Genomic DNA, 24,648 nt, shown 5'->3' with positions numbered 1-24,648 from the left:
CGCCGGGCGCACCGGGGCGCGCACGGGAGCCCCGAATGGGCCGGGGGAGCCCCGAGAGGGCCGGGGGAGCCAGGACGCGCTCGGTTCGACCGGGGAGGGCCGGGGCGGGCTGGTTGGCTGGGGGCATGTCGGATTCGGAGCTGGAAGCCGCGCTGCGCGCGACCGTCCGCGGTGACGTCCGCCGCGATGTCACCGCCCGCGCCCTGGTCACCATGGACGCGTCCAACTACCGGCGGGTCCCGCGGGCGGTGGTCGCGCCGCGGGACGCCGACGACGTGGCGGCCGTACTGGCGGTGTGCCGGGCACAGGGCGTGCCCGTGGTGCCGCGCGGCGGCGGTACGTCCATCGCCGGGCAGGCGACCGGGACGGGCGTCGTCCTGGACTTCACCCGCCACATGAACCGGCTGGTGTCCCTCGACCCGGTCGCGCGCACGGCGGTCGTGGAGCCCGGGCTGGTGCTGGACCGGCTGCAGGAGGCCGCCGCCGCGCACGGGCTGCGGTTCGGGCCGGACCCCTCCACGCACAGCCGCTGCACCCTCGGCGGGATGATCGGCAACAACGCGTGCGGCTCGCACTCGGTGGCCTGGGGGACGACCGCCGACCACGTACGCGAGCTGGACGTGCTCACCGCGCGCGGTGAGCGGCTGCGGCCCGGCCGGGACTGGGCCGGGGCGCCGCGCGGGCTGCGCGAGCTCGCCGAGGGGGAACTGGCCCGGCTGCGGACCGGGTTCCCGGACCTTCCGCGCCGTATCTCCGGGTACGCGCTGGACGCGCTGCTGCCGGAGCGGGGCGCGGACGTCGCCCGGTCGTTCTGCGGCTCCGAGGGGACGCTGGGCGTGCTGACGCAGGCCGTCGTCACACTGGTCCGGGCGCCGCGCGCGCGGGCGCTGGCGGTACTCGGCTACGGCGACGAGAGCGCGGCGGCGGACGCGGCGGCGGGGCTGCTGCCGCACGGGCCGCTGACCGTGGAGGGCATGGCGGCCGATCTGGTGCCGCCCTCCGCCGGCCTGCCCCGCGGCGGGGCGTGGCTGTTCGTGGAGACCGGCGGGGACGGCGCGGGCGAGGCGCGGGCCCGCGCGGAGGCGGTCGTGCGGGCGGCCGGCACCGGGGACGCGCTGGTGGTGACGGACCCGGCGGGCCAGCGGGCGCTGTGGCGGATCAGGGAGGACGCGGCCGGTACGGCGACCCGCACGCCGGACGGCCGGGAGGCGTGGCCGGGCTGGGAGGACTGCGCGGTGCCGCCCGCCCGCCTGGGCGGCTATCTGCGGGAGTTCCGGGCGCTGCTGGCCGAGTACGGCCTGCGCGGGACGCCGTACGGGCACTTCGGGGACGGCTGCATCCACGTCCGGATCGACTTCGACCTGCTGAGCGAGGCGGGCGTGGCACGGTTCCGCCGCTTCTCCGGGGATCTGGCGCGGCTGGTCGTCGCGCACGGCGGTTCGCTGTCCGGGGAGCACGGCGACGGGCAGGCGCGCGCCGAGCTGCTGCCGGTGATGTACGGGGCCCGCACGGTCGCCCTGTTCGAGCGGGCGAAGGCCGTGTGGGACCCCGACGACCTGCTCAACCCGGGCATCCTGGTCCGCCCGGCGCCGCTGGACGCCAACCTGCGCTTCGCGGCCCTGCCGCGCCGCCCGGTCGACGTCGCCTTCGGCTATCCGTCCGACGGCGGCGACTTCACGGCCGCCGTCCGCCGCTGCGTGGGCGTCGCCAAGTGCCGTACGACCGAGACGGCGGGCGCGTCGGTGATGTGCCCGTCGTTCCGCGCGACGGGCGAGGAGGAGCACTCCACCCGCGGCCGGGCCCGGCTGCTGCACGAGATGCTCGCGGGGGAACTGGTGACCGACGGGTGGCGTTCGACGCAGGTCCGTGACGCCCTCGACCTCTGCCTGGCCTGCAAGGGCTGCCGCTCCGACTGCCCGGTCGGTGTGGACATGGCCACGTACAAGGCGGAGTTCCTGCACCACCACTACGCGGGCCGCCGCCGTCCGGCCGCCCACCTGAGCATGGGCCGGCTGCCGCAGTGGCTGCGCTGGACGGACCGGCTCCGGCTGACGGCCGCCGTGAACGCGCTGGCCGCCGTCCCGGCCCTCGCCGGCGCCGCCAAGCGGCTCGGCGGCATCGCACCCGAGCGGGACCTTCCGAGGCCGGCGCGGGAGACGTTCAGCCGCTGGTGGCGGCGGGAACGGGCCGCCCCGGCGGGTGCCCCCGGCACCGTGGTGCTGTGGCCGGACACCTTCACCGAGCACTTCACGCCGGACGTGGGCCGGGCCGCCGTACGGGTGCTGGAGGCGGCCGGGCTGCGGGTGGTGCTGCCGCCGACGCTGCGCGCCCGCGGGCGGCGGCTGGCCGACGGCCGCACCCGGTCCGCCGCCGCTCTCCTCGGAGTCCGCCGGGGACGGGTGTGCTGCGGACTGACCTACGTCTCCACCGGCCAGCTCGACCGGGCGCGTACGGTGCTGCTCCGCACCCTGGACCTGATGGGGCCGGTCCTCGACGCCGGGCTGCCGGTCGTCGTGCTGGAGCCGAGCTGCGCGGCCGCGCTGCGCACCGATCTGCCGGAGCTGCTGGCGGACGACCCGCGTGCGGCCCTGCTCGCGGGCCGCGTGCTGACCTTCGCCGAGGCGCTGCAGCGGCACGCGCCCGGCTGGCGGCCGCCCGTGCTGGACCGGCCGGTGGCCGGGCAGACCCACTGCCACCAGCATGCCGTCCTCGGGGACGCCGCCGAGCGGGAGCTGCGCGCGGCGGCGGGACTGACCGGGGAGCTGTCCGGCGGGTGCTGCGGGCTCGCCGGGAACTTCGGCTTCGAACGCGGCCACCACGACGTCTCGGTCGCGTGCGCCGAGGAACGGCTCCTGCCCTCGGTGCGGTCGGCTCCGCCGGGGGCGGTGCTGCTCGCGGACGGCTTCTCCTGCCGCACCCAGCTGGAACAGCTCGGCGGGGTCCGCGGGCGGCACCTGGCCGAGGTGCTGGCGGAGGGGCTCGGGGAGGGGCTCGGGGAGGGGGCGGGGGAGACGCCGGGGGAGACGTCCGGGGAGAGGCCGGGGGAGGTCTCGGGAGGGGTGTCCGGGGAGGCTCCGGGAAGGGTGCGGGAGGAGGCTCCGGGAAGGGTCCGGGAGGAGGCTCCGGGGGGCGCCTCGGCGGAGCCGCCGACCGACGAGGCGTCAGGTGCGTAAAAGGAGTGCACACCTGACATGAGTCCATTACTCTGGACTGGCTAGTCCAGCGTGATGAACATGATCGCATTCGCTCCAGCCCCCAGGAAGCCCCGTGAGCACACCGAGCACCACGCCCACGTCCACCGGGACGTCCGCGTCCGCCGCTGCCGCTGCCGCTGCAACGCCCGCCGTGAGCGCTCCGGTCACCGCACCGTCGGCCGCGCCCGGTGCCGGGTGGCGGCGTACCGGACGACGGCCGGCCGGACGAGGGCGCGGCGGCTCCCTCGGACCGGTCGGACTGGTGCTCGCCGGCGGGATCTCCGTGCAGTTCGGCGGCGCCCTCGCCGTCACCCTCATGCCGCGCGCAGGTGCGCTCGGCGTGGTGACGCTGCGGCTGCTCGTCGCGGCGATCGTGCTGCTCGTCGTGTGCCGGCCGCGGCTGCGCGGCCATGCGCGCGCCGACTGGGGCACGGTCGTCGTCTTCGGTGTCGTCATGGGCGCCATGAACGGGCTGTTCTACGCGGCCGTCGACCGCATCGCCCTCGGCGCGGCCGTCACCCTGGAGGTCCTCGGCCCGCTCGCCCTGTCCGTCATCGCCTCCCGGCGTGCCGTCAATCTCGTGTGGGCGGGGCTCGCCCTCACCGGAGTGTTCCTGCTGGGAGGCGGAGGCTTCGACGCGCTCGACCCGGTGGGCGCGGCCTTCGCCCTGGGAGCGGGCGCCATGTGGGCGGCGTACATCGTGTTCAGCGCGCGCACCGGACGCCGCTTCCCGCAGGCCGACGGGCTTGCTCTGGCCATGGCGGTCGCCGCGGTCCTCTTCCTGCCGCTGGGCATCGCCGACGCCGGTGCGCGGCTCGCCGACCCGGTGACGATCGCCCTGGGCGCGGGCGTCGCCCTGCTCTCCTCCGTGCTCCCCTACACCCTCGAACTCCTCGCACTGCGACGCCTGCCCGCCTCCACGTTCGCGGTCCTGATGAGCCTGGAACCGGCCATCGCCGCAACCGCCGGGTTCCTCATCCTCGGCCAGACCCTCACCCCCACCCAGTCCGCGGCGATCGCCCTGGTCATCGCCGCGAGCATGGGCGCCGTACGCACCCAGGTCGGGCAGGGCAGGGCCACCCCCGAGGCGACCCCCTGAGCGGCTTGAGCCGCTGCGGTGGGTGAGCCCCTGTGGTGGGCCGGGGCTGGTCGGTCGGGCCGGTGTGTCCGTGGGCTTCCTTGCCGGTGGAGCCCGTGTACCGGTGGAGCCCGTGTACCGGTGGGGCCCGTGTACCGGTGGAGCCCGTGTACCGGTGGAGCCGGTGCCTCGGGGGGGCACGCGAGGCGTGCGGTGAGCCGGTGCCCGGGCGAGGTGGGCGCGGCGGACGTGAGGTTCGGGTGGGTTGGTGTGGGGCGGTGTGGGAGGAGTCCGGGTGGGGCCGCCCGCTTCTTTCGCAGTGTCGTGCTTCCACGGGGCGGGTAAAGGGCGCTGCGCCTTCGGCTTCGCGTCGCCTGCGGCGATGGCCCTGCGGGCCACCCTTGACCCGCCCCGCTCCAGCACGGGTGGGAAGCGTGCAGCAGGCCCGGGGAGAGCGGGGATGGGCAGCGTCTCCGCCCCAGCGGCGTTGCGCAGCATCGGCCGGGCCGGACGGCCACCGCGTCCGCGCCTCGCCAGCACGCCGGGCGGGCTCAGCGGCTTCCCGCCGGTGGGGAGTGCGGGGGTGGGCACCGGGGATGGGCGTCGCATGGCCGGTCCTCGTCGGGCGGGACGCGCATCCGCGCCTCGCCAGCACGCCGGGACGGGCTCGGCGGCTTCCGGCCGGTGGGGGTTCGGGGGCGGGCACCGGGGATGGGCGCCGAAAGGGCCGGTCCCCGTCGGGCGGGACGCGCATCCGCGCCTCGCCAGCACGCCGGGACGGGCTCGGCGGCTTCCGGCCGGTGGTGGTTTCCGGGGCAGGCGCCGGGGATGGGCGCCGAAAGGCGGGTCCCCTGTCGGGCGGGGCGCGCATCGGCGTCTCGCCTGCACGCCGGGCAGGTTCGGCGGCTTCCCGCCGGTGGGCGGCTTTGGAGGCGGGCGCTGGGGATGGGCGTCGAAGGGCTGCGGGCTTGGCGAGTCCGGGTGGTGGGCGCGGTGGGCGCGGTGGGTGTGAGGTATCGGGGTGGCGGCCCGGGTGAGGTCGGGTCGGTGGGCTGTTGTCGGGGGTTGGGGTGGGGGATGCGAGGTGTGTGGGGTGTTGGTGTGTGTGGGGGGTGTTGGTGTGGGGCGGTGTGGGAGGAGTCCGGGTGGGGCCGCCCGCTTCTTTCGCAGTGTCGTGCTTGCGCGGGGCGGGTAAAGGGCGCTGCGCCTTCGGCTTCGCGTCGCCTGCGGCGATGGCCCTGCGGGCCACCCTTGACCCGCCCCGCTCCAGCACGGGTGGGAAGCGTGCGGACGGCCCGGGGAGAGCGGGGGGCCGGGCAGCGTCTCCGCCCCAGCGGCGTTGCGCGGCATCGGCCCGGCCGGACGGTCACCGCGTCCGCGCCTCGCCAGCACGCCGGGCGGGCTCAGCGGCTTCCCGCCGGTGGGGAGTGCGGGGGTGGGCGCCGGGGATGGTCGGCCGAAAGGGCCGGTCCCCGTCGGGCGGGACGCGCATCCGCGCCTCGCCAGCACGCCGGGACGGGCTGGCGGCTTCCGGCTGGTGGGGGTTTGGGGGTGGGCGCCGGGGATGGTCGGCCGAAAGGGCCGGTCCCCGTCGGGCGGGACGCGCATCCGCGCCTCGCCAGCACGCCGGGACGGCCTGGCGGCTTCCGGCCGGTGGTGGTTTCCGGGGCAGGCGCCGGGGATGGGCGCCGAAAGGCGGGTCCCCTGTCGGGCGGGGCGCGCATCGGCGTCTCGCCTGCACGCCGGGTGAGTTCGGCGGCTTCTGGCCGGTGGGCGGCTTTGGGGGTGGTTGAGGGGGGGTGGGGGTGGTGATTGGAGGATTCGGGTCATGTGCGGGGCAGGAAGGGGAGGGTGAGCGGGGGTGCGGTGGCCCTGATCCTCCTTTTGCGTGCTGGGTGTTGTGGGTGTGACTCACGGGGCCGGTGGGGTGTCTGGTCCGTCGCCCGGGCGGGACTGACGGGCACGGACTGACCGGTGTGGCCGGTGTGGTGTGGCTGGTGTGGCCGGCGGTGTGGTGTGTGCTGCGAGACTGGCTGCCCTGACCGAGGCTGTTTACTCCTCTGTGTAAGAGGTGATCTTGCTGGGTGCTGGTCGGGCCCCGGCTGACACCGCACGCCCAGTCCGCAGAGCCCCACCGGCCGGAAGCCGCTGAGCCCGCCCGGCGTGCTGGCGAGGCGCGGATGCGCGTCCCGCCCGACGGGGACCGGCCCTTTCGGCGCCCATCCCCGGCGCCCCCCAAAGCCGCCCACCGGCGGGAAGCCGCCGAACCTGCCCGGCGTGCAGGCGAGACGCCGATGCGCCCCACCCGCCCGGGCTCTGCCATGCGACGCCCATCCCCGGCGCCCACCCCCGAACCCCCACCGGCCGGAAGCCGCCAGCCCGTCCCGGCGTGCTGGCGAGGCGCGGATGCGCGTCCCGCCCGACGGGTGCGCCCCTCGGCGCCCATCCCCGGCGCCCCCCAAAGCCGCCCACCGGCGGGAAGCCGCCGAACCTGCCCGGCGTGCAGGCGAGACGCCGATGCGCCCCACCCGCCCGGGCCCTGCCATGCGACGCCCATCCCCGGTGCCCGCCCCCGAACCCCCACCGGCCGGAAGCCGCCAGCCCGTCCCGGCGTGCAGGCGAGACGCCGATGCGCCCCACCCGCCCGGGCTCTGCCATGCGACGTCCATCCCCGGCGCCCACCACCGAACCCCCACCGGCGGGAAGCCGCTGAGCCCGCCCGGCGTGCTGGCGAGGCGCGGACGCGGCCGTCCGGCTCGGTCGCGGTGTGTGGTGCCGCTGGGGCGGAGACGCTGCCGGGCCCCCGCTCTCCCCGGGCCGTCCGCACGCTTCTCACCCGTGCTGGAGCGGGGCGGGTCAAGGGTGGCCCGCAGGGCCATCGCCGCAGGCGACGCGAAGCCGAAGGCGCAGCGCCCTTGACGCGCCCCGCGCAAGCACGACACTGCGAAAGAAGCGGGCGGCCCCACCCGGACTCCTCCGACACCGCCCCACACCAACACCCCCGATCCCCTCCCGGCACGCCCCCTCCCGGCACGCCCCCTCCCGGCACGCCCCCTCCCGGCACGCCCCCTCCCGGCACGCCCCCCGAGCCCTCCCGGCGTACGGACCCGCGCCAGCCGTGCGCACACCGGCACCGGCCGACGGGCGTCACACCCCCCGGCTTGCAGGTGGGACGTGATGCGGGTGACGGCCGGGCCTCGCTGCTATCGACCTTGGAGCGGGGCTGGGGTTCGCTGCTCGACTCCGGCTCGGCGGGCGGCTGCTCAGTGCCGGTGCGGTGAGTCCGTGGGAGAGGCCGTCCACTCCGGGGACGATGTCGTCCAGCGGGTAAGGGAGGTCTTTCTGCGAGCAATTCATGCAAGCACGCTTGATTGTTTCTGGTGGCGCTGCCATGCTCCTCCCCACTGCGCGTCACGACGCATCACGCGACGCGCCCCGACGCACATCGCACCGCCCCGCACACCGCCGTGCCCCGAGGGGAGCGCACCTGTGTCCGATCCGACGCCTGTGTTCGACGATCTGCGTGCTGAGAGCGAGGAACTCGACTGCCTGGTGGCCGAGTTGGGGCCCGAGCGGTGGCGTGTTGCCACGCCCGCGCCGCGCTGGAGCGTTGCGCACCAGATCGCCCATCTGGCCTGGACCGACCGTTCCGCCCTGCTGGCCGTGACCGACGCCGAGGCGTTCCAGGAGCTGGTGGAGCAGGCGCTGAAGACGCCCGAGACCTTCGTCGACGACGCCGCCGCCGAGGGCGCTCTGCTGCCGCCCGACGAACTGCTCGCACGCTGGCGCGAGGGGCGCGCGGCGCTCGACGCGGCGCTGCGGGCCGCCCCGCCCGGAGCACGGTTCCCCTGGTACGGGCCGCCCATGTCCGGTGGTTCGATGGCGACGGGTCGGCTGATGGAGACCTGGGCACACGGGCAGGACGTCGCCGACGCGCTGGGTGTCGTACGTCCGGCCACCGGTCGGCTGCGGCATGTGGCGCGGATCGGGGTGCGGGCGCGGGACTTCGCGTACGGGGCACGTGGCCTGACCCCTCCGGCGGAGGAGTTCCGTGTCGAACTCGTCGCGCCCTCCGGCGAAGTGTGGAGCTACGGGCCCGAGGATGCCGCACAGAGGGTCACCGGACCCGCTCTCGACTTCTGCCTGCTGGTCACGCAGCGCGCCCACCGGGCCGACCTCGCGGTGCGCGCGGAGGGCGCGGACGCCGACCGGTGGCTGGACATCGCGCAGGCCTTCGCCGGTCCGCCCGGAGACGGCCGCGCGCCCAAAGGCGGCGCGGGGGGCGGCGCGGGGGACGGCGCGGGAGCTCGGGAGTGACTCTCCGCCGCCCCGGTCCGGGTTCTGATCCCGGTCCGGGTCCCGATCCCGGTCCCGGTCCTGATCCCGGCCTCGGCCGCAGCTCGGCCGGCCACGGCGCGTCCCGCCCGCTTCGTATCGGGAACGCCTCCGGCTTCTACGGCGACCGCTTCGACGCGATGCGTGAGATGCTCACCGGCGGCGCACTCGACGTGCTGACCGGGGACTACCTGGCCGAGCTGACCATGCTGATCCTCGGCCGGGACCGGCTGAAGGACCCGCAGGGCGGGTACGCGCGCACGTTTCTGCGGCAGTTGGAGGAGTGCCTGGGCCTCGCGCACGAGCGGGGCGTGCGGATCGTGGCCAACGCGGGCGGGCTGAACCCGGCCGGACTGGCCTCCCGCGTCAGGGAGTTGGCGTCCCGTCTGGGTGTGCCCGCGCGGGTCGCGCATGTCGAGGGCGACGACCTGACCGCCTCCCACCCGGGCAGCCTGGCCGCGCACGCCTACCTGGGCGGCTTCGGTATCGCGGCCTGTCTGCGCGAGGGCGCGGACGTCGTGGTCACGGGGCGGGTCACCGACGCGGCGCTGGTCACCGGGCCCGCCGCGGCGCACTTCGGCTGGGGGCAGGGCGACCTGGACCGGCTTGCGGGCGCGGTCGTCGCCGGGCATCTGCTGGAGTGCGGGCCTCAGGTCACCGGCGGCAACTACGCCTTCTTCACCGACGGCGACGTCACCCGCTGCGGGTTCCCGCTCGCCGAGGTCCACGAGGACGGCAGCTGCGTCGTCACCAAGCACCCCGGCACGGGCGGCTTCGTCGACGTGGGTACCGTCACGGCGCAGCTGCTGTACGAGACGGCGGGCGCCCGGTACGCCGGACCCGACGTGACGGCCCGCCTGGACACCGTACGGCTCACCCAGGCCGGACCCGACCGGGTCCGGGTCGACGGTGTGCGCGGTGAGGCCCCGCCGCCGACGCTGAAGGTCGGCCGGAACACGCTCGGCGGGTGGCGCAACGAGGTGGTGTTCGTCCTCACCGGCCTCGACATCGACGCCAAGGCAGCGCTCGTGCGGCGGCAGTTGGCGCCCGTTCTGGCGAAGGTCGCCGAGGCCCGGTGGGAGTTGGCCCGTACCGACCACGTCGACGCGGACAGCGAGGAGACCGCGAGCGCGCTGCTGCGGCTGGCGGTGCGCGATCCCGACCAGGAGGCTGTGGGCAAGGCGTTGAGCGGTGCCGCGGTGGAGCTGGCGCTGGCCGGCTATCCCGGATTCCATGTCGCCGACCTGCCCGGCAAGGGCACCCCGTACGGGGTGTTCGAGGCGGCCTCCGTCGCCCAGGGGGACGTCGATCACGTGGCCGTCCTCGATGACGGGCGGCGTGTACCCGTGCCGCCGCCCACCGGCACCTGGTCCCGGACCGGCCCTCCGCAGTCTGCCCGGCCCGAGCCGCAGCCCGATTCGTCCGCCGGTCCGCACCCCGGTCCGCACCCCGAGTCGCACCCCGAGCCGCATTCCGAGTCGCATGCCGATCCCTTGACCGGTCTCCTGACCCACCCCCACCCTCACCCCGACCCCCTGTCCCGTCCCCCGTCCGGCGCGCTCCCCGACCCGCTGCCCGCCGGGAGGCTGAGGCGCGCCCCGCTGGGGCTGGTCGCCGGGGCCCGCAGCGGGGACAAGGGCGGTGACGCCAATGTGGGCGTGTGGGTGCGTACCGACGAGGCGTGGCGCTGGCTCGCGCACGAGCTGACCGCGGACAGGTTCCGGGAGCTGATCCCGGAGAGCCGCAGCCTGAAGGTCACCCGGCACGTGCTGCCGAACCTGCGCGCCCTGAACTTCGTCGTCGAGGGCATCCTCGGGCAGGGGGTCGCCGCCCGGCACCGGTTCGACCCGCAGGCCAAGGCGCTCGGCGAGTGGCTGCGCTCGCGCCACCTGGACATCCCCGAGGCCCTCCTGGCGCCCACCGCAGCCGGGACCCCGGAGGGGCCGGCGTCGCCTGCCCCCGGTCCGCCCGAGGCCGGCCGGCCGCCCTTCGGCGCCGGTCCGCCGAAGGCCCCGCCGTCCGTCCCCGGTCCGCCCGAGGCGGCCCTGCCGCCGTCCGTCCCCGACCTGCCGGAGGCCCCGCTGTGACCGTCCTGTCCTCGGCCCTGGACCCCACGGGCCCCGACCACCGGGCGCACCGCGAGGCCATGCTCGCCAAGCTCGCCGACGTCGAGGCCGAGCACGCCAAGGCCCTCGCGGGCGGCGGGGAGAAGTACGTCGCACGGCATCGCGGGCGGGGCAAGCTGCTGGCGCGGGAGCGGGTCGAGCTGCTGCTCGACCCCGACACCCCGTTCCTGGAGCTGTCGCCGCTGGCGGCGTGGGGCAGCGACTACACCGTCGGCGCGTCCCTGGTCACCGGGATCGGCGTGGTCGAGGGCGTGGAGTGTCTGATCACCGCCAACGACCCGACCGTGCGCGGCGGCGCCAGCAACCCGTGGTCGCTGAAGAAGGCGCTGCGGGCCCACGACATCGCGCTCGCCAACCGCCTGCCCCTCATCAGCCTCGTCGAGTCCGGCGGCGCCGACCTGCCCTCCCAGAAGGAGATCTTCATCCCCGGCGGGGCGGTCTTCCGGGACCTGACCCGGCTGTCGGCGGCCGGAATCCCCACGGTCGCGGTCGTGTTCGGCAACTCCACGGCCGGAGGCGCCTACGTCCCCGGCATGTCCGACCACGTGATCATGGTGAAGGAGCGGGCCAAGGTGTTCCTCGGCGGTCCGCCGCTGGTGAAGATGGCGACCGGGGAGGAGAGCGACGACGAGTCGCTGGGCGGCGCCGACATGCACGCGCGCGTGTCCGGCCTCGCCGACTACTTCGCCGTCGACGAGCCCGACGCGCTGCGCCAGGCCCGCCGGGTGGTGGCGCGCCTCAACCACCGCAAGGCGTACGAGGATCCGGGTCCGGCCGAGCCGCCGAAGTACGACCCGGAGGAACTGCTGGGGATCGTGCCCGGCGACCTGAGGACGCCCTTCGACCCGCGCGAGGTGATCGCGAGGATCGTCGACGCGTCCGACTTCGACGAGTTCAAGCCGCTGTACGGGGCGAGCCTGGTCACCGGCTGGGCGCGGCTGCACGGCTACCCGGTGGGGGTGCTGGCGAACGCGCAGGGGGTTCTCTTCAGCGCGGAGTCGCAGAAGGCCGCCCAGTTCATCCAGCTCGCCAACCAGCGCGACATCCCGCTGCTGTTCCTGCACAACACCACCGGCTACATGGTCGGCCGGGACTACGAGCAGGGCGGCATCGTCAAGCACGGCTCGATGATGATCAACGCGGTCAGCAACTCGACGGTGCCGCACCTGTCGGTCCTGGTCGGCGCCTCCTACGGCGCCGGTCACTACGGCATGTGCGGCCGCGCCTACGACCCGCGCTTCCTGTTCGCCTGGCCCAGCGCCAAGTCGGCCGTGATGGGCCCGCAGCAGCTCGCCGGGGTGCTGTCGATCGTGGCCCGCCAGTCCGCGGCCGCCAAGGGACAGCCCTACGACGACGAGGCGGACGCCGCCCTGCGCGCCATGGTGGAGCAGCAGATCGAGTCCGAGTCGCTGCCGATGTTCCTGTCCGGGCGGTTGTACGACGACGGAGTCATCGACCCGCGCGACACCCGCACCGTCCTCGGCCTGTGCCTGTCCGCCGTCCACACCGCGCCGTTCGAGGGTGTGCGCGGCGGGTTCGGCGTCTTCCGGATGTGAGGGACCCCGTGATCTCCAGTCTGCTCGTCGCCAACCGCGGCGAGATCGCCTGCCGTGTCTTCCGCACCTGCCGCCTGCTCGGTATCCGCACGGTGGCCGTGCACTCCGACGCCGACGCCGGAGCGCTGCACACCCGCGAGGCCGACGCCGCCGTACGCCTGCCGGGGGACACACCCGCCGACACCTACCTGCGCGGCGACCTCGTCGTGAAGGCCGCACTCGCCGCCGGGGCGGACGCCGTGCACCCCGGCTACGGATTCCTGTCCGAGGACGCCGGGTTCGCGCGGGCCGTCCTCGATGCCGGGCTGGTGTGGATCGGGCCGCCGCCCGAGGCCATCGAGGCCATGGCGTCCAAGACGCGTGCCAAGCGGCTCCTCGGCATCGCGCCCCTCACCGAGGTCACCGAGGCAGACCTGCCGGTTCTGGTGAAGGCGGCTGCGGGAGGCGGCGGCCGCGGGATGCGGGTGGTCCGCCGTATGGAGGAGCTGGACGCCGCCCTGGAGAGTGCGCGCGCCGAGGCGGTGAGCGCCTTCGGCGACGGGGAGGTGTTCACCGAGCCGTACGTGGAGAACGGCCGCCACGTCGAGGTGCAGATCCTCGCCGACACGCACGGCACCGTGTGGGCGCTCGGCACACGTGACTGCTCCCTCCAGCGCCGGCACCAGAAGGTCGTCGAAGAGGCCCCGGCCCCCGGTCTGCCGCCGGGCCTGGAGGACGAGCTGAGCGCCCTGGCCGTGCGGGCCGCCCGCGCCGTCGGCTACACCGGGGCGGGCACGGTGGAGTTCCTCGTCGCCGGGGGCCGGGCGCACTTCCTGGAGATGAACACCCGCCTGCAGGTGGAACACCCGGTCACCGAGGAGGTCTTCGGGCTGGACCTGGTCGCCGAGCAGATCCGGATCGCGGAGGGTGACGCCCTCGCCGCGGAGCCGCCCTGCGCGCGCGGGCACGCCGTGGAGGCCCGTCTGTACGCCGAGGACCCCGCTCGCGGCTGGGCACCGCAGACCGGCACCCTGCACCGGCTCGCCGCGCCCGACGGGGTCCGCCTGGACACCGGGTACGGCGACGGCGACGAGATCGGCGTGCACTACGACCCGATGCTCGCCAAGCTGGTCGCCCACGCGCCGACCCGCGCGCAGGCCGTGCGGCGGCTCGCCGGGGCGCTGGAACGCCTCACCCTGCACGGCCCCACCACGAACCGGGACCTGCTGCTGGCGTCGCTGCGGCACGAGGAGTTCACCTCGGGCCGCATGGACACCGGTTTCTACGACCGGCACCTGCCGGCGCTCTGCACGCCGCGCACCGACCCGTACGCCCCGCTCGCCGCGGCCCTCGCCGACGCGTGCGGCCGTTCCCGCTTCGGCGGCTGGCGCAACCTGCCCTCCCAGCCGCACGCCAGGCGGTACGAGATGGCGGGGGAGGAGCACGAGGTCCGCTACCGGCACACGCGGGGCGGCCTGTGCGCGGACGGGCCGGGGGCCGACCGGGTGCGTGTGGTGCGTGCGGACGCCGCAGGTGTCGTCCTCGACGTGGACGGGGTGGAACGGACGTACGCGGTGGCGCGTCACGGAGACGAGGTCCATGTGAACGGCACCCGCCTGCGTGTGCTCCCACGGTTCCCCGACCCGCAGGCCGTGCATGCGCCGGGCTCGCTGCTGGCGCCCATGCCGGGCACGGTCGTGCGGGTCGCGGACGGGCTGCGGACGGGCGTGTTCGTGGCGGCCGGGACGCCGCTGGTCTGGCTGGAGGCGATGAAGATGGAACACCGGATCACCGCCCCGGCCACCGGCACGCTCACCGCGCTGAACGCGGTTCCCGGACAGCAGGTGGAGGTCGGCGCGCTGCTGGCGGTGGTCGACGGAGGCGACCTCCGGGAGAAGCCGGCAGACGCCTGAGGGACGGCGCTGCCCACGACCGGGGCCGGGAGAGCGGGCGGCCGGAGGCCGCGGCGGCGGACGGAGACGCCGACCGGGCGAAGCGGCCTCAACACACGGACGGCCTCAACACACGGACGGCCCCAACACACGGACGGCCTCAACACACGGACGGCCCCAACGCACGGACGGCCTCAACACACGGACGGCCCCAACGCACGGACGGCCACGGCCACCGCCACAGCCACGAACGGAGGAGGACCACGACGGACGATCACGACGACGGCCACGGCCGAACGGCCACGGATGAACGGCCACGGCCGAACGGCCACGTCGGATCGCTCCGGCCGCACGGCCGCACGGCCGGACGGCCGCATGGCCGCATGGCCGGACGGCTGCGGCAGGTCACTCCTGCCGGGCGACCCCGACAGCAGACCTGGACAGACGACGCACAGCCCCGAGGAGCGAAGTGAGCACCCACATCGAGTCCGACGAGCACAAGGCCCTGCGTTCGGCCGTCGCCGCGCTCGGCCGGCGGCACGGCCCCGACCACCGGCGGGAGGAACTCTGGTCCGAGGCCGGCAAGCTGGGCTATCTCGGCGTCAACCTGCCGGAGGAGTACGGCGGCGGAGGCGGCGGGATCACCGAGCTCTCCCTGGTCCTGGAGGAACTCGGGGCGGCCGGTTCGCCGCCGCTGATGCTGATCGTGTCCCCGGCGATCTGCGGCACCGTCATCGCCCGCTACGGCACGGACGCGCAGAAGCGGGCCTGGCTGCCCGGCCTCGCCGACGGCACCCGCACCATGGCGTTCGGCATCACCGAGCCCGACGCCGGCTCCAACAGCCACCGCATCACCACCACGGGCCGCCGCGACCCGGCCTCCGGCGACTGGATCCTGACCGGCCGCAAGGTGTTCGTGTCCGGCGTGGACATCGCCGACGCCACGCTCGTCGTCGGCCGCACCGAGGACGCCCGCACGGGCCGCCTCAAGCCCTGCCTGTTCATCGTGCCCCGGGACGCCGAAGGGTTCCGGCGCACTCCGATCGACATGGAACTGCGCGCCGAGGAGAAGCAGTTCGAGCTGGTCCTGGACGACGTACGGCTGCCCGCGGACGCCCTCGTCGGCGACGAGGACGCCGGTCTGCTGCAACTGTTCGCCGGACTCAACCCCGAACGGATCATGACGGCGGCGTTCGCGATCGGCATGGGCCGGCACGCCCTCGCCAAGGCCGTCGAGTACGCCCGCGAACGCACGGTCTGGAAGGCGCCCATCGGCGCCCACCAGGCCATCGCCCACCCTCTGGCGCAGGCCCACATCGAGCTGGAACTGGCCCGGCTGATGATGCAGAAGGCGGCCGCGCTGTACGACGCCGGTGACGACGTGGGCGCCGGCGAGGCCGCGAACATGGCGAAGTACGCGGCGGGCGAGGCCTGCGTGAGGGCCGTCGACCAGGCCGTGCACACCCTCGGCGGCAACGGGCTCACCCGGGAGTTCGGTCTGGCCAGGCTCATCACGGCCGCGCGCGTGTCTCGTATCGCACCGGTCAGCCGGGAGATGATTCTGAACTACGTCTCCCACCAGACCCTGGGTCTGCCCAAGTCGTACTGACCGGCATCGCGCCGCACCGCGAGGAGGAACCGTGTTCCGCAGCGAGTACGCAGACGTCCCGCCCGTAGAACTGCCCATCCACGAAGCGGTCCTGGGCCGCGCCGCCGAGTTCGGTGACACGCCCGCCCTGATCGACGGCACGGACGGCACCACCCTCACGTACGCCCAACTGGACCGGTTCCACCGGCGGATCGCGGCCGCGCTCGCCGAGACCGGGGTCCGCAAGGGCGACGTCCTCGCCCTGCACAGCCCCAACACCATCGCCTTTCCGACCGCGTTCTACGCCGCCACGCGAGCGGGTGCCTCGGTCACGACCGTGCACCCGCTCGCGACGGCGGAGGAGTTCGCCAAGCAGCTCCGTGACAGCGCGGCCCGCTGGATCGTCACCGTCTCACCGCTGCTGCAGACCGCGCGCCGGGCCGCCGAACTCGCGGGCGGGGTGCGGGAGATCTTCGTGTGCGACAGCGCGCCCGGTCACCGCAGCCTGCTCGACATGCTGACGAGCACCGCCCCCGAGCCGGACGCCGTGCTGGATCCGGCCGAGGACGTGGCCGCCCTGCCGTACTCCTCCGGCACCACCGGCACACCCAAGGGTGTGATGCTCACCCACCGCCAGATCGCCACCAACCTCGCCCAGCTGGAGCCGTCGATCCGTGCCGCGCGGGGCGAACGCATCCTCGCCGTCCTGCCGTTCTTCCACATATACGGCCTGACCGCCCTGATGAACGCCCCGCTGCGGCAGGGCGCCACCGTCGTCGTGCTGCCCCGCTTCGAACTGGAGGGGTTCCTGGCGGCGATCCAGCGGCACCGCATCACCGGCCTGTACGTCGCCCCGCCCATCGTGCTCGCCCTCGCCAAGCACCCGGCGGTCGCCCGGTACGACCTGTCCTCCCTGACGTACGTGGTCAGTGCGGCCGCCCCGCTGGACGCCGAACTCGCCGCCGCCTGCTCCGCGCGACTCGGACTGCCGCCCGTCGGACAGGCCTACGGCATGACGGAACTGTCGCCGGGCACGCACGTCGTGCCGCTGGAGGCGATGGCCGAGGCGCCGCCCGGAACGGTCGGCCGGCTCATCGCGGGCACCGAGATGCGCATCGTGTCCCTCGACGAGCCGGGCAAGGACCTCGGCGTCGGCGAGACCGGGGAGATCCTCATCCGCGGCCCGCAGGTGATGAAGGGCTACCTCGGGCGTCCCGACGCCACCGCGGAGATGATCGACCCCGACGGCTGGGTGCACACCGGCGACGTCGGCCGGGTCGACGACGGGGGCTGGCTGTTCGTCGTGGACCGGGTCAAGGAGCTCATCAAGTACAAGGGCTACCAGGTCGCCCCCGCCGAACTGGAGGCGCTGCTGCTCACCCACCCCGGCGTCGCGGACGCCGCCGTCGTCGGCACCCGCGACGCCGACGGCAACGAGGTCCCGCACGCCCACGTGGTCCGCCAGACCGGCGCGGACGCCCTGACCGCGGCCGACGTCATGGCGTACGTCGCCGGACGCGTCGCACCGTACAAGCGGGTGCGTGAGGTCACCTTCATCGACAGCGTGCCGCGGGCCACGTCCGGCAAGATCCTGCGGCGGGAACTCAGGGAGCGCACGTGACACCGATCCGGCGGACCCGGGTCCGGGGAGTGGAGACCCTCGCCCTCGACTCCCCGGACACCCGCAACGCGCTCTCCTCGGCCCTCGTGGGCGAACTCGCGGACGCCCTGCGCGCCTGCGGCGAGGACGACGACGTCCGCGCGGTCGTCCTCACCCACACCGGCAGCACCTTCTGCGCCGGCGCCGACCTGCGTGACCCGCCCGACCCGGACGCGCTGGTCGCCCTGCTCCGGCAGATCGTCGGGCTGCCCCGCCCGGTCGTCGCCCGCGTCACCGGGCACGTCCGCGCGGGCGGCCTCGGCCTGCTCGCCGCCTGCGACATCACGGCCGCCTCCGGCACGGCGAGCTTCGCCTTCACCGAGGTCCGTATCGGCGTCGCCCCGGCCGTCGTCTCGCTGCCGCTGCTGCCGCGCACCGACCCGCGCGCCCTCGCCCGCTACTACCTCACGGGGGAGCGCTTCGACGCCGCCGAGGCCGCCCGCATCGGCCTGCTGACCGCGGCGGGCGACGACGTGGACGCCGTACTCGCACCCGTCCTGGACGGTCTGCGCCGGTCCGCGCCGGACGCCCTGGCCGAGACGAAGCGGCTGCTCACGGCTAGGGTGCTGGAGACATTCGACCGGGACGCGGAGCGGCTGACCGCGCTCTCGGCACGGCTGTTCGCCTCCCCGGCCGCGCGGGAGGGCATGACGGCCTTCCTCGAACGACGGGAACCTCCATGGGTGCTGTGACGGCAGTCGACCGCCTCCCCAAGCAGGACCGCAGCCGGGCCACCCGGCAGCGGCTCCTGGAGGCCGCCGTGGCCTGCCTCGCCGAGTACGGCTGGGCGGGCTCCACGGTGACCGCGGTCGCCGAACGCGCCGGCGTCTCGCGGGGCGCCGCCCAGCACCACTTCCCCACCCGCGAGGACCTGTTCACGGCGGCCGTGGAGTACGTCGCCGAGGAACGCTCCACCGCCCTGCGCGCCCTGTTCCCCGAGGGCGCGGGCGATCGGCGGGCCGTCGTCGCCGCCCTCGTCGGCCTCTACACCGGGCCGCTGTTCCGCGCCGCGCTGCACCTGTGGGTGGCCGCGTCCGACGAGGAGCAGCTGCGCGGCCGGGTGACCGAGCTGGAGGCCCGGGTGGGCCGGGAGTCCCACCGCATCGCCGTCGAACTGCTGGGCGCCGACGAGTCCCGGCCCGGGGTGCGGGAGACCGTCCAGGGCCTGCTGGACATGGCCCGCGGCCTGGGCCTCGCCAACCTCCTCACCGACGACGGTGCCCGGCGCGAGCGGGTCGTGGCGCAGTGGGCGGGACTGCTGGACACGGCGCTGGGCTGAGGCGTGCGCGGCCGGGCCGCGCCGCGCGGGCCGGAGGGTGCGCGGCCGGGTCGCGGAGGCGCGGCGCCGCGAGGGCCGGTCGGAGGCTGCGGGCGGGGCCACCGCTCCCGGCCCGGCCCCGTGCCCGCCCGGCCGGCCCGTCGCGGCGTGCCGGGCGCCCGGTCACGGGCTGAGGCGCTCCACCCGCCAGCCGCCGTCGGGCTGCCCGACGTACCGCAGCCGGTCGTGCAGCCGGTTCTCGCGTCCCTGCCAGAACTCCACGGTGTGCGGCGCCACCCGGAACCCGCCCCAGTGCGACGGCAGCGGCACCTGCTCGCCGGGCGGATAGCGGGCCTCCAGCCGCGCGTAGGACGCCTCCAGGTCGGCGCGGGCGCCGATCACCGAGGACTGGGCGCTGGCCAGGGCGCCGAGCTGCGAGCCGTGCGGCCGGCTGCGGAAGTAGGCGGCGGTCTCGTCCCGCCCGGTCCGCCGGGCCACTCCGTGCACGATGACCTGGCGGGCCATCGGATGCCACGGGAAGAGCAGCGAGACGTACGGGTTGTCCGCGAGGTCGCGGGCCTTGCGGGAGTCGTAGTTGGTGTAGAAGACGAAGCCCCGCTCGTCGAAGTGCTTCAGCAGCACCGTCCGCGAACTGGGCCGGCCCGCCGCGTCCGCCGTGGACACCACCATCGCGTTCGGCTCGTAGAGGTGCGCCTCCACGGCGGCCTGCCGGAACCAGCGCGCGAACTGCTCCACCGGGGTGCCGGCCAGGTCGGTCTCGGCGAGCCCCCGGGTGCGGTACTGCCGGCGCATCGCGGCGGGATCGGGGGCCGCGGGCGCGGCGTCCGTGTCGCTGATGCCGCCCGCGGTGCTCGGGTCGCTCAGGTCGCTCGGGTCACTCACGCAGCTCATCTTGCCGCATGCCCGGACCGCGCCGCCCGGCGCTCCGACGGGACCGCGACGGGACCGCGACGGGATCGCGACGGGACCGCGACGGGATCGCGACGGGATTCCGACGGGTTTGCGAGCGGACCGCGCCGCCCGGCGCTCCGACGGGACCGCGACGGGACCGCGAGGGGACTGCGACGGGACCGCGAGGGGACTGCGACGACGCTCCGGCAGCGCTCCGCCGGGACGGCGGCAGAGCACCGATGGCACTCAGTGCCGCGACGTCTCCCCGAGTCCGGCACCCGGGGATATGGTGCTGGTCCCATCCGGATTGGGTGACCGCCGACCGTACGGGGCATCACTGGAGTGACGGCCAGGACCGCCAGCCCCGCACGGACCGTGGATCCTTCGGCGTCATCTCGCGAACAGATCATGAGGAGCCGCATGATGTCGGACTTCGTACCCGGGCTCGAAGGAGTCGTCGCGTTCGAGACGGAGATCGCCGAACCGGACAAGGAGGGCGGCGCCCTGCGCTACCGGGGCGTCGACATCGAGGATCTCGTCGGCCACGTCTCCTTCGGCAACGTGTGGGGCCTGCTCGTCGACGGCGCCTTCAACCCCGGACTGCCGCCCGCCGAGCCCTTCCCGATCCCCGTGCACTCCGGGGACATCCGCGTGGACGTGCAGTCGGCGCTCGCCATGCTCGCCCCCGTGTGGGGCCTGAAACCGCTGCTCGACATCGATGCCGAGCAGGCCCGCGACGACCTCGCCCGCGCCGCCGTGATGGCGCTGTCCTACGTCGCCCAGTCCGCGCGCGGCCAGAGCCTGCCGATGGTGCCGCAGCGCGAGATCGACAGGGCGCAGTCCGTCGTCGAGCGCTTCATGATCCGCTGGCGGGGCGAGCCCGACCCCAAGCACGTCGCCGCCGTGGACGCCTACTGGACCTCCGCCGCCGAGCACGGCATGAACGCCTCCACGTTCACCGCCCGCGTGATCGCCTCCACCGGCGCGGACGTGGCGGCCGCCCTGTCCGGAGCCGTCGGCGCGATGTCCGGCCCGCTGCACGGCGGGGCCCCCTCCCGCGTCCTGCACATGATCGAGGAGATCGAGCGGACCGGGGACGCGGACGCCTACGTCCGGCAGGCCCTCGACAAGGGTGAGCGGCTGATGGGCTTCGGCCACCGCGTCTACCGCGCCGAGGACCCCCGCGCCCGCGTGCTGCGCCGCACCGCGCGGGAACTGGGCGCACCCCGCTACGAGGTCGCCGAGGCCCTGGAGAAGGCGGCGCTGGCCGAACTCCACAGCCGCCGCCCCGACCGGGTCCTGGCCACGAACGTGGAGTTCTGGGCGGCGATCGTCCTCGACTTCGCCGAGGTGCCGTCCAGCATGTTCACCTCCATGTTCAGCTGCGCCCGCACGGCCGGCTGGTCCGCGCACATCCTGGAGCAGAAGCGGACCGGCCGGCTGGTGCGGCCCTCCGCCCGCTACGTCGGGCCGGGCCCGCGCGACCCGCGTGCGGTCGAGGGCTACGCCGACATCGTCCGCTGAGCCCGGGGCGGGGCCCCTCGAATCCGGCAGGCCCGCGGGCGGGGCCTTCGGCGCACGGCGCTCACGCGGGTGTCAGCAGGCCCGCGTGGTGCCGCCGGGCCACCAGCGGGTGGGCGCGGAGCTTGCCCTTGAGCTCGTTGTAGCCGTACTCGGCGAACAGCGGGTTCGACGGGTCGGCCGTGGCGCCCGGGGCGGCCGAGGCGTGCGGGAAGACGAGCGGTTCGACGCGGGCGTCGAGCCGCGGGTTGTAGAAGAACGGCACGGAGAACCGCTCGGTCGCGCCGGGCGGTGACACCACGCGGTGGTTGGTGGCCATCAGGTAGCCGTCGGTGGCCACCTCCAGCAGCTCGCCCAGGTTGACCACGAACGCGCCCGGCAGCGGCGGCACCTCGTGGAACAGGCCGTCCTCGCGCTGCACCTGGAGCCCGCCCACCTCGTCCTGCAGCAGCAGGGTCAGGAAGCCGTAGTCCTTGTGCGCGCCGACGCCCTGGCCGGCGCCGTCCCGGGAGCTGCCCGGGTAGCGCACCAGCTTCAGGTGCGGGTGGGCGTGCCCGCCGAAGACGCCGTCGTAGAAGCCGGGGTCCGCCCCGACGGCGGCGAGCAGCTCGTGCAGCAGCCGCTCGGCGACCCCGCTGAGCCGCTCGATCCAGGCGAGCGCCGCCGTACGCAGTTCCGGCAGCGCCCGTGGCCACTGGTTGGGGCCCTGCAGCCACCAGTAGGCGGGCTCTCCGGGACCCGGCACCCGGGCCGGCCGCTCCGCGCCGATGTCGAGCTGGTCCCGCCAGTCCCGGCGGCCGCCGGTGCGCTCGTCGCCGGTGCGCGTGTACCCGCGGAAGTGAGGCGAGTTGACGTTGTCCAGGGCGAGGCGCTGCTCCTCGGGGAGGGCGAAGAACCGGCGCATCGCGGACAGCAGCCGCTCGGTCTCCGCCGGTGTGACGCCGTGCCCGGTGAGCTGGAAGAACCCCACGTCGTGCGCGGCGGCGTGCAGCCGGGCCCGGAGCCGGGCCCGCGCCTCGGGTCCTGCCTCGGCGGCGGAGAGGTCGATGACCGGCAGTTGCCGGTACGACGGCGGGTGCGTCGGAACGTTCGTCATGGGTGCGTCCGCGGGTCTACGGGGTCCCGGCACCACCAGGGGTGGGGTGGTGCGCGAGCGCCTGCTGGGGAACCAGCTGGTCAACCTGCTGGTCAACCTGCTGGGGAACCAGCTGGGGAAGGGGAGGGAACGGGCTCCCGGGGCCTGGCACGGCCACGGGGTGCGACCAGGGGCGGTTTCGCAGGATGCGAAGAAGGGGGGCCGGAAGGCTCAGAGGGAGCGTCGACAGCCCATGCTCGTGACGCGGACGTAGTCCACGTGGCGGCGTCGGACGAGCGAGAGCATGACCTCAGCGTACTGCTCGCCGCGCAGATCCAGGATGACGGGCGTCACATGCCCGGCGTCCCCCGGAAACGCAGGCGACCCGCGAGCCTGGTCCTCCCGGAGGAGGAGCCGGCCGGACGTACCGGCGACTCGCGGGTCGGGTGACTGCGTGGAACTGGCCGGCTGCGCGCAACTTTCACGCGCTGGTCCGGCGCCGAACCGAGTACGACGGCGGGCCGCTAGCCCGCAGCCACCTCTTCCGTCCGGTATGCATACATCTGCCGAACCACCTCCTTTCCGAAGTGCCGCCCACCTTAGAAACCCCTCCCCGCCCGTTCAACCCCTTTTCTCACCCCGCCCCGGGCCGCGGTGGACCGCGCGGCCGGCCCGGCGGCACGGCACCGGGCACGGTGTGCGCGCGGGCCCGCGGCTTCACCGGGACCGGCTGCCGCCGCCCTCGGCGGGCAGCCTCCCCGGCGCCGACGACGTGCGGGCCGGCCTGCGGCCGCGGCCGGCCGCTCGGTGGCCGCGCGGGGGCCCGCCGCGTCTCCGCCGTGCAACGATTCCCCGGCAATCTTGCGGGAACCGTATGTGGGCTCCGTCACGTTCTTGTTGAATGACGGGCAGTGAGCGATCCGACGCGCGCCGTCCGTGCGGACGCAGCCTGCTTGGGGGGTCCGGGTGAGTGCTTCACGGCGTAGGGGGTCCACGGACGAACTGGGCCCGGAAGGTTCGGGGCGGCCGGACCGGGACGGTACCGCCGACGGCTCGGACCTGCTCGCCGCGCTGCTCGACGGCATGGACGCGGCGCTGTGCGCGTTCGACGCCGACGGGGCCGTCACCCACTGGAACCGGGAGGCGGAGCGCATCCTCGGCTGGACGGCGGAGGAGGCGGTCGGCCGCAGCGGACTGGCCGGATGGGCGGCGCGCAGCGCCGACGCCGCGGAGGTGCAGGACCGGCTGCTGTCGGCCATGCACGCGCCCGGCCGCCAGGTCCACGAGTTCGCGCTGCTCACCAAGAACGGCGGCCGGGTCCTGGTGCGCACCCAGTCCGCGGCGGTCCGCGGCCCCGACGGCAGTCCCGCGGGGGTGTACTGCGCGTTCAGCGAGGTGCACGCGCAGATCGACCTGGAACGGTGCATCGCCCTCAGCGAGGCCCTGTTCGAGAACGCGTCGTGGGGTGTCGTGCTGGTCGACGCCGACCTGCGGCCCGCCGTGGTCAACGCGCACGCCGCCCGCGCGCTCGGTACCGGCCGCACCGCGGTGCTCGGCCGCCCGCTCGGCGAGCTGCTCACGCAGGGCGTGGAGGAACTGGAGAGCGTGCTCACCCACGTGCTCGCCGAGGGCGCCCCGCCCGCGCCGGCGGAGATCTGGGTGGCGGTGCGCACCCCCGACGGCGAACGGCGCCGCTGCTGGCGCTGCGGGTTCGTCCGGCTGGCCTCCCCGCTGGCGGAGGAGCCCGTGCCGCTGGGCGTGGGGTGGCTGTTCCAGGACGTCACCGAGGCCAGGCAGGGCGAGCAGGACGCGGCTCTGCTGCGGTTCCGCACCCATCAGCTGCACCGCGCCGCCCGGGCCGCCGCCGAGTGCGAGGACCCGGCCGAGGCGGTCACCGTCCATCTGGAGTTCGCGCTCGCCGGGTTCGCCGACCATGCCCTGATCGACCGGGTCGCGGACTCTCCGGCCTCCGGTACGGCGGCGGACGGGGAGGGGTCCGCGGGCCCGGTGCGGCTGGTCCGCTTCGCCGCGACGCCCGGTGCGCCGGGGCCGGGTCTGCTCTCGGGCCGTGCGGGCTTCCCGGTCCGCTACCCGGAGGGGCATCCGGCGCCGGCCTGTGCCGAGCGGGCGGGCACCGTGCGGGCCGCCGCCGGTCCGGTACCCGCCGACCGGGCCCGCGCCTGGGCGCTGGCCCGCCAGTGGCCCGGCGACGCCGTGCACGCCCTGTGCGCGGTGCTGCGCAGCCGGGGACGCACCCTCGGTGTGGTGACGTTCCTGCGCGGACCGGCGCGCACTCCGTTCGACCGCGCCGACGCCGCCTACGCGGAGGACGTCGCGCTGCGGATGGCCGCCGCGCTGGACCTGGCGGGACCGGCGGAGCGGGGGTGACCGCCGCCCGGCCGGCGGTGCGCCGGCCGGGCCGTACGCGTGGCCGGCGCGGGCCCGGCGGAGGTGTTCCCGCCGCCGGTCACGTG

General features: G+C 75.2%; 15 protein-coding genes. 12 read left to right on the top strand and 3 right to left on the bottom strand.

Annotated elements, in window-relative coordinates:
• Positions 1-125 precede the first annotated feature (125 nt).
• The 10 genes from AC5K6T_RS29995 to AC5K6T_RS29950 all read left to right on the top strand — a co-directional run bounded on the left by AC5K6T_RS29995 (position 126) and on the right by AC5K6T_RS29950 (position 18,687).
• Complete coding sequence (locus AC5K6T_RS29995) at positions 126-3,173, top strand: FAD-binding and (Fe-S)-binding domain-containing protein (protein WP_493214034.1); 3,048 nt, start codon at positions 126-128, stop codon at positions 3,171-3,173.
• Between the two features lie 94 nt (positions 3,174-3,267).
• Positions 3,268-4,293, top strand: coding sequence for an EamA family transporter (locus AC5K6T_RS29990; protein ID WP_493214032.1), 1,026 nt, complete (start codon positions 3,268-3,270; stop codon positions 4,291-4,293).
• Between the two features lie 3,468 nt (positions 4,294-7,761).
• Complete coding sequence (locus AC5K6T_RS29985; RefSeq protein WP_493214030.1) at positions 7,762-8,589, top strand: TIGR03084 family metal-binding protein; 828 nt, start codon at positions 7,762-7,764, stop codon at positions 8,587-8,589.
• Positions 8,590-8,747: 158 nt separating this feature from the next.
• Positions 8,748-10,694, top strand: coding sequence for an acyclic terpene utilization AtuA family protein (locus tag AC5K6T_RS29980; protein WP_493214028.1), 1,947 nt, complete (start codon positions 8,748-8,750; stop codon positions 10,692-10,694).
• Positions 10,691-12,289, top strand: coding sequence for an acyl-CoA carboxylase subunit beta (locus tag AC5K6T_RS29975; protein ID WP_493214026.1), 1,599 nt, complete (start codon positions 10,691-10,693; stop codon positions 12,287-12,289). The genes AC5K6T_RS29980 and AC5K6T_RS29975 overlap by 4 nt, the downstream gene beginning before the upstream one ends.
• 8 nt (positions 12,290-12,297) lie before the next feature.
• Positions 12,298-14,181 (top strand): acetyl/propionyl/methylcrotonyl-CoA carboxylase subunit alpha, encoded by a 1,884-nt coding sequence (locus tag AC5K6T_RS29970; protein ID WP_493214024.1) that lies wholly within the window; start codon positions 12,298-12,300, stop codon positions 14,179-14,181.
• Between the two features lie 448 nt (positions 14,182-14,629).
• Entirely contained in the window at positions 14,630-15,769 is a 1,140-nt protein-coding gene (locus tag AC5K6T_RS29965) for an acyl-CoA dehydrogenase family protein (protein WP_493214023.1), read from the top strand.
• A gap of 31 nt (positions 15,770-15,800) precedes the next feature.
• Positions 15,801-17,369: a 4-coumarate--CoA ligase family protein gene (locus AC5K6T_RS29960; protein WP_493214021.1), complete on the top strand. Its 1,569-nt coding sequence runs from the start codon at positions 15,801-15,803 to the stop codon at positions 17,367-17,369.
• Positions 17,366-18,100: an enoyl-CoA hydratase family protein gene (locus AC5K6T_RS29955; RefSeq protein WP_493214019.1), complete on the top strand. Its 735-nt coding sequence runs from the start codon at positions 17,366-17,368 to the stop codon at positions 18,098-18,100. The genes AC5K6T_RS29960 and AC5K6T_RS29955 overlap by 4 nt, the downstream gene beginning before the upstream one ends.
• Positions 18,088-18,687: a TetR/AcrR family transcriptional regulator gene (locus AC5K6T_RS29950; RefSeq protein ID WP_493214017.1), complete on the top strand. Its 600-nt coding sequence runs from the start codon at positions 18,088-18,090 to the stop codon at positions 18,685-18,687. The genes AC5K6T_RS29955 and AC5K6T_RS29950 overlap by 13 nt, the downstream gene beginning before the upstream one ends.
• Before the next feature lie 162 nt (positions 18,688-18,849).
• Here the strand turns inward: AC5K6T_RS29950 and pdxH are convergent, their stop codons facing one another.
• A complete protein-coding gene (gene pdxH, locus AC5K6T_RS29945; RefSeq protein WP_493214303.1) occupies positions 18,850-19,524 on the bottom strand; it encodes a pyridoxamine 5'-phosphate oxidase in 675 nt (224 codons plus the stop codon).
• Positions 19,525-20,001: 477 nt separating this feature from the next.
• Between pdxH and AC5K6T_RS29940 the strand changes: the two genes are divergently transcribed.
• A complete protein-coding gene (locus AC5K6T_RS29940; protein ID WP_493214016.1) occupies positions 20,002-21,102 on the top strand; it encodes a citrate synthase 2 in 1,101 nt (366 codons plus the stop codon).
• Positions 21,103-21,163: 61 nt separating this feature from the next.
• Here AC5K6T_RS29940 and AC5K6T_RS29935 read toward each other — a convergent pair whose 3' ends face one another.
• Together AC5K6T_RS29935 and AC5K6T_RS29930 are read right to left on the bottom strand one after the other, a co-directional pair.
• Positions 21,164-22,195 carry an isopenicillin N synthase family dioxygenase gene (locus tag AC5K6T_RS29935; RefSeq protein WP_493214014.1) on the bottom strand — a complete coding sequence of 344 codons (1,032 nt, stop codon included), beginning with the start codon at positions 22,193-22,195 and terminating at the stop codon, positions 21,164-21,166.
• 210 nt (positions 22,196-22,405) lie between these two features.
• Positions 22,406-22,528 (bottom strand): hypothetical protein, encoded by a 123-nt coding sequence (locus AC5K6T_RS29930; protein WP_493214013.1) that lies wholly within the window; start codon positions 22,526-22,528, stop codon positions 22,406-22,408.
• A gap of 612 nt (positions 22,529-23,140) precedes the next feature.
• On the opposite strand from AC5K6T_RS29930, the gene AC5K6T_RS29925 reads away from it, so the two are divergent.
• Complete coding sequence (locus AC5K6T_RS29925) at positions 23,141-24,562, top strand: PAS domain-containing protein (RefSeq protein ID WP_493214012.1); 1,422 nt, start codon at positions 23,141-23,143, stop codon at positions 24,560-24,562.
• The last annotated feature ends 86 nt before the right edge of the window (positions 24,563-24,648 follow it).

The sequence above is a fragment of the Streptomyces sp. B8-7 genome, assembly GCF_058833805.1.
Note: the sequence above shows the minus strand (reverse complement) of the source record. Positions and strands in the feature narration are given on the sequence as shown.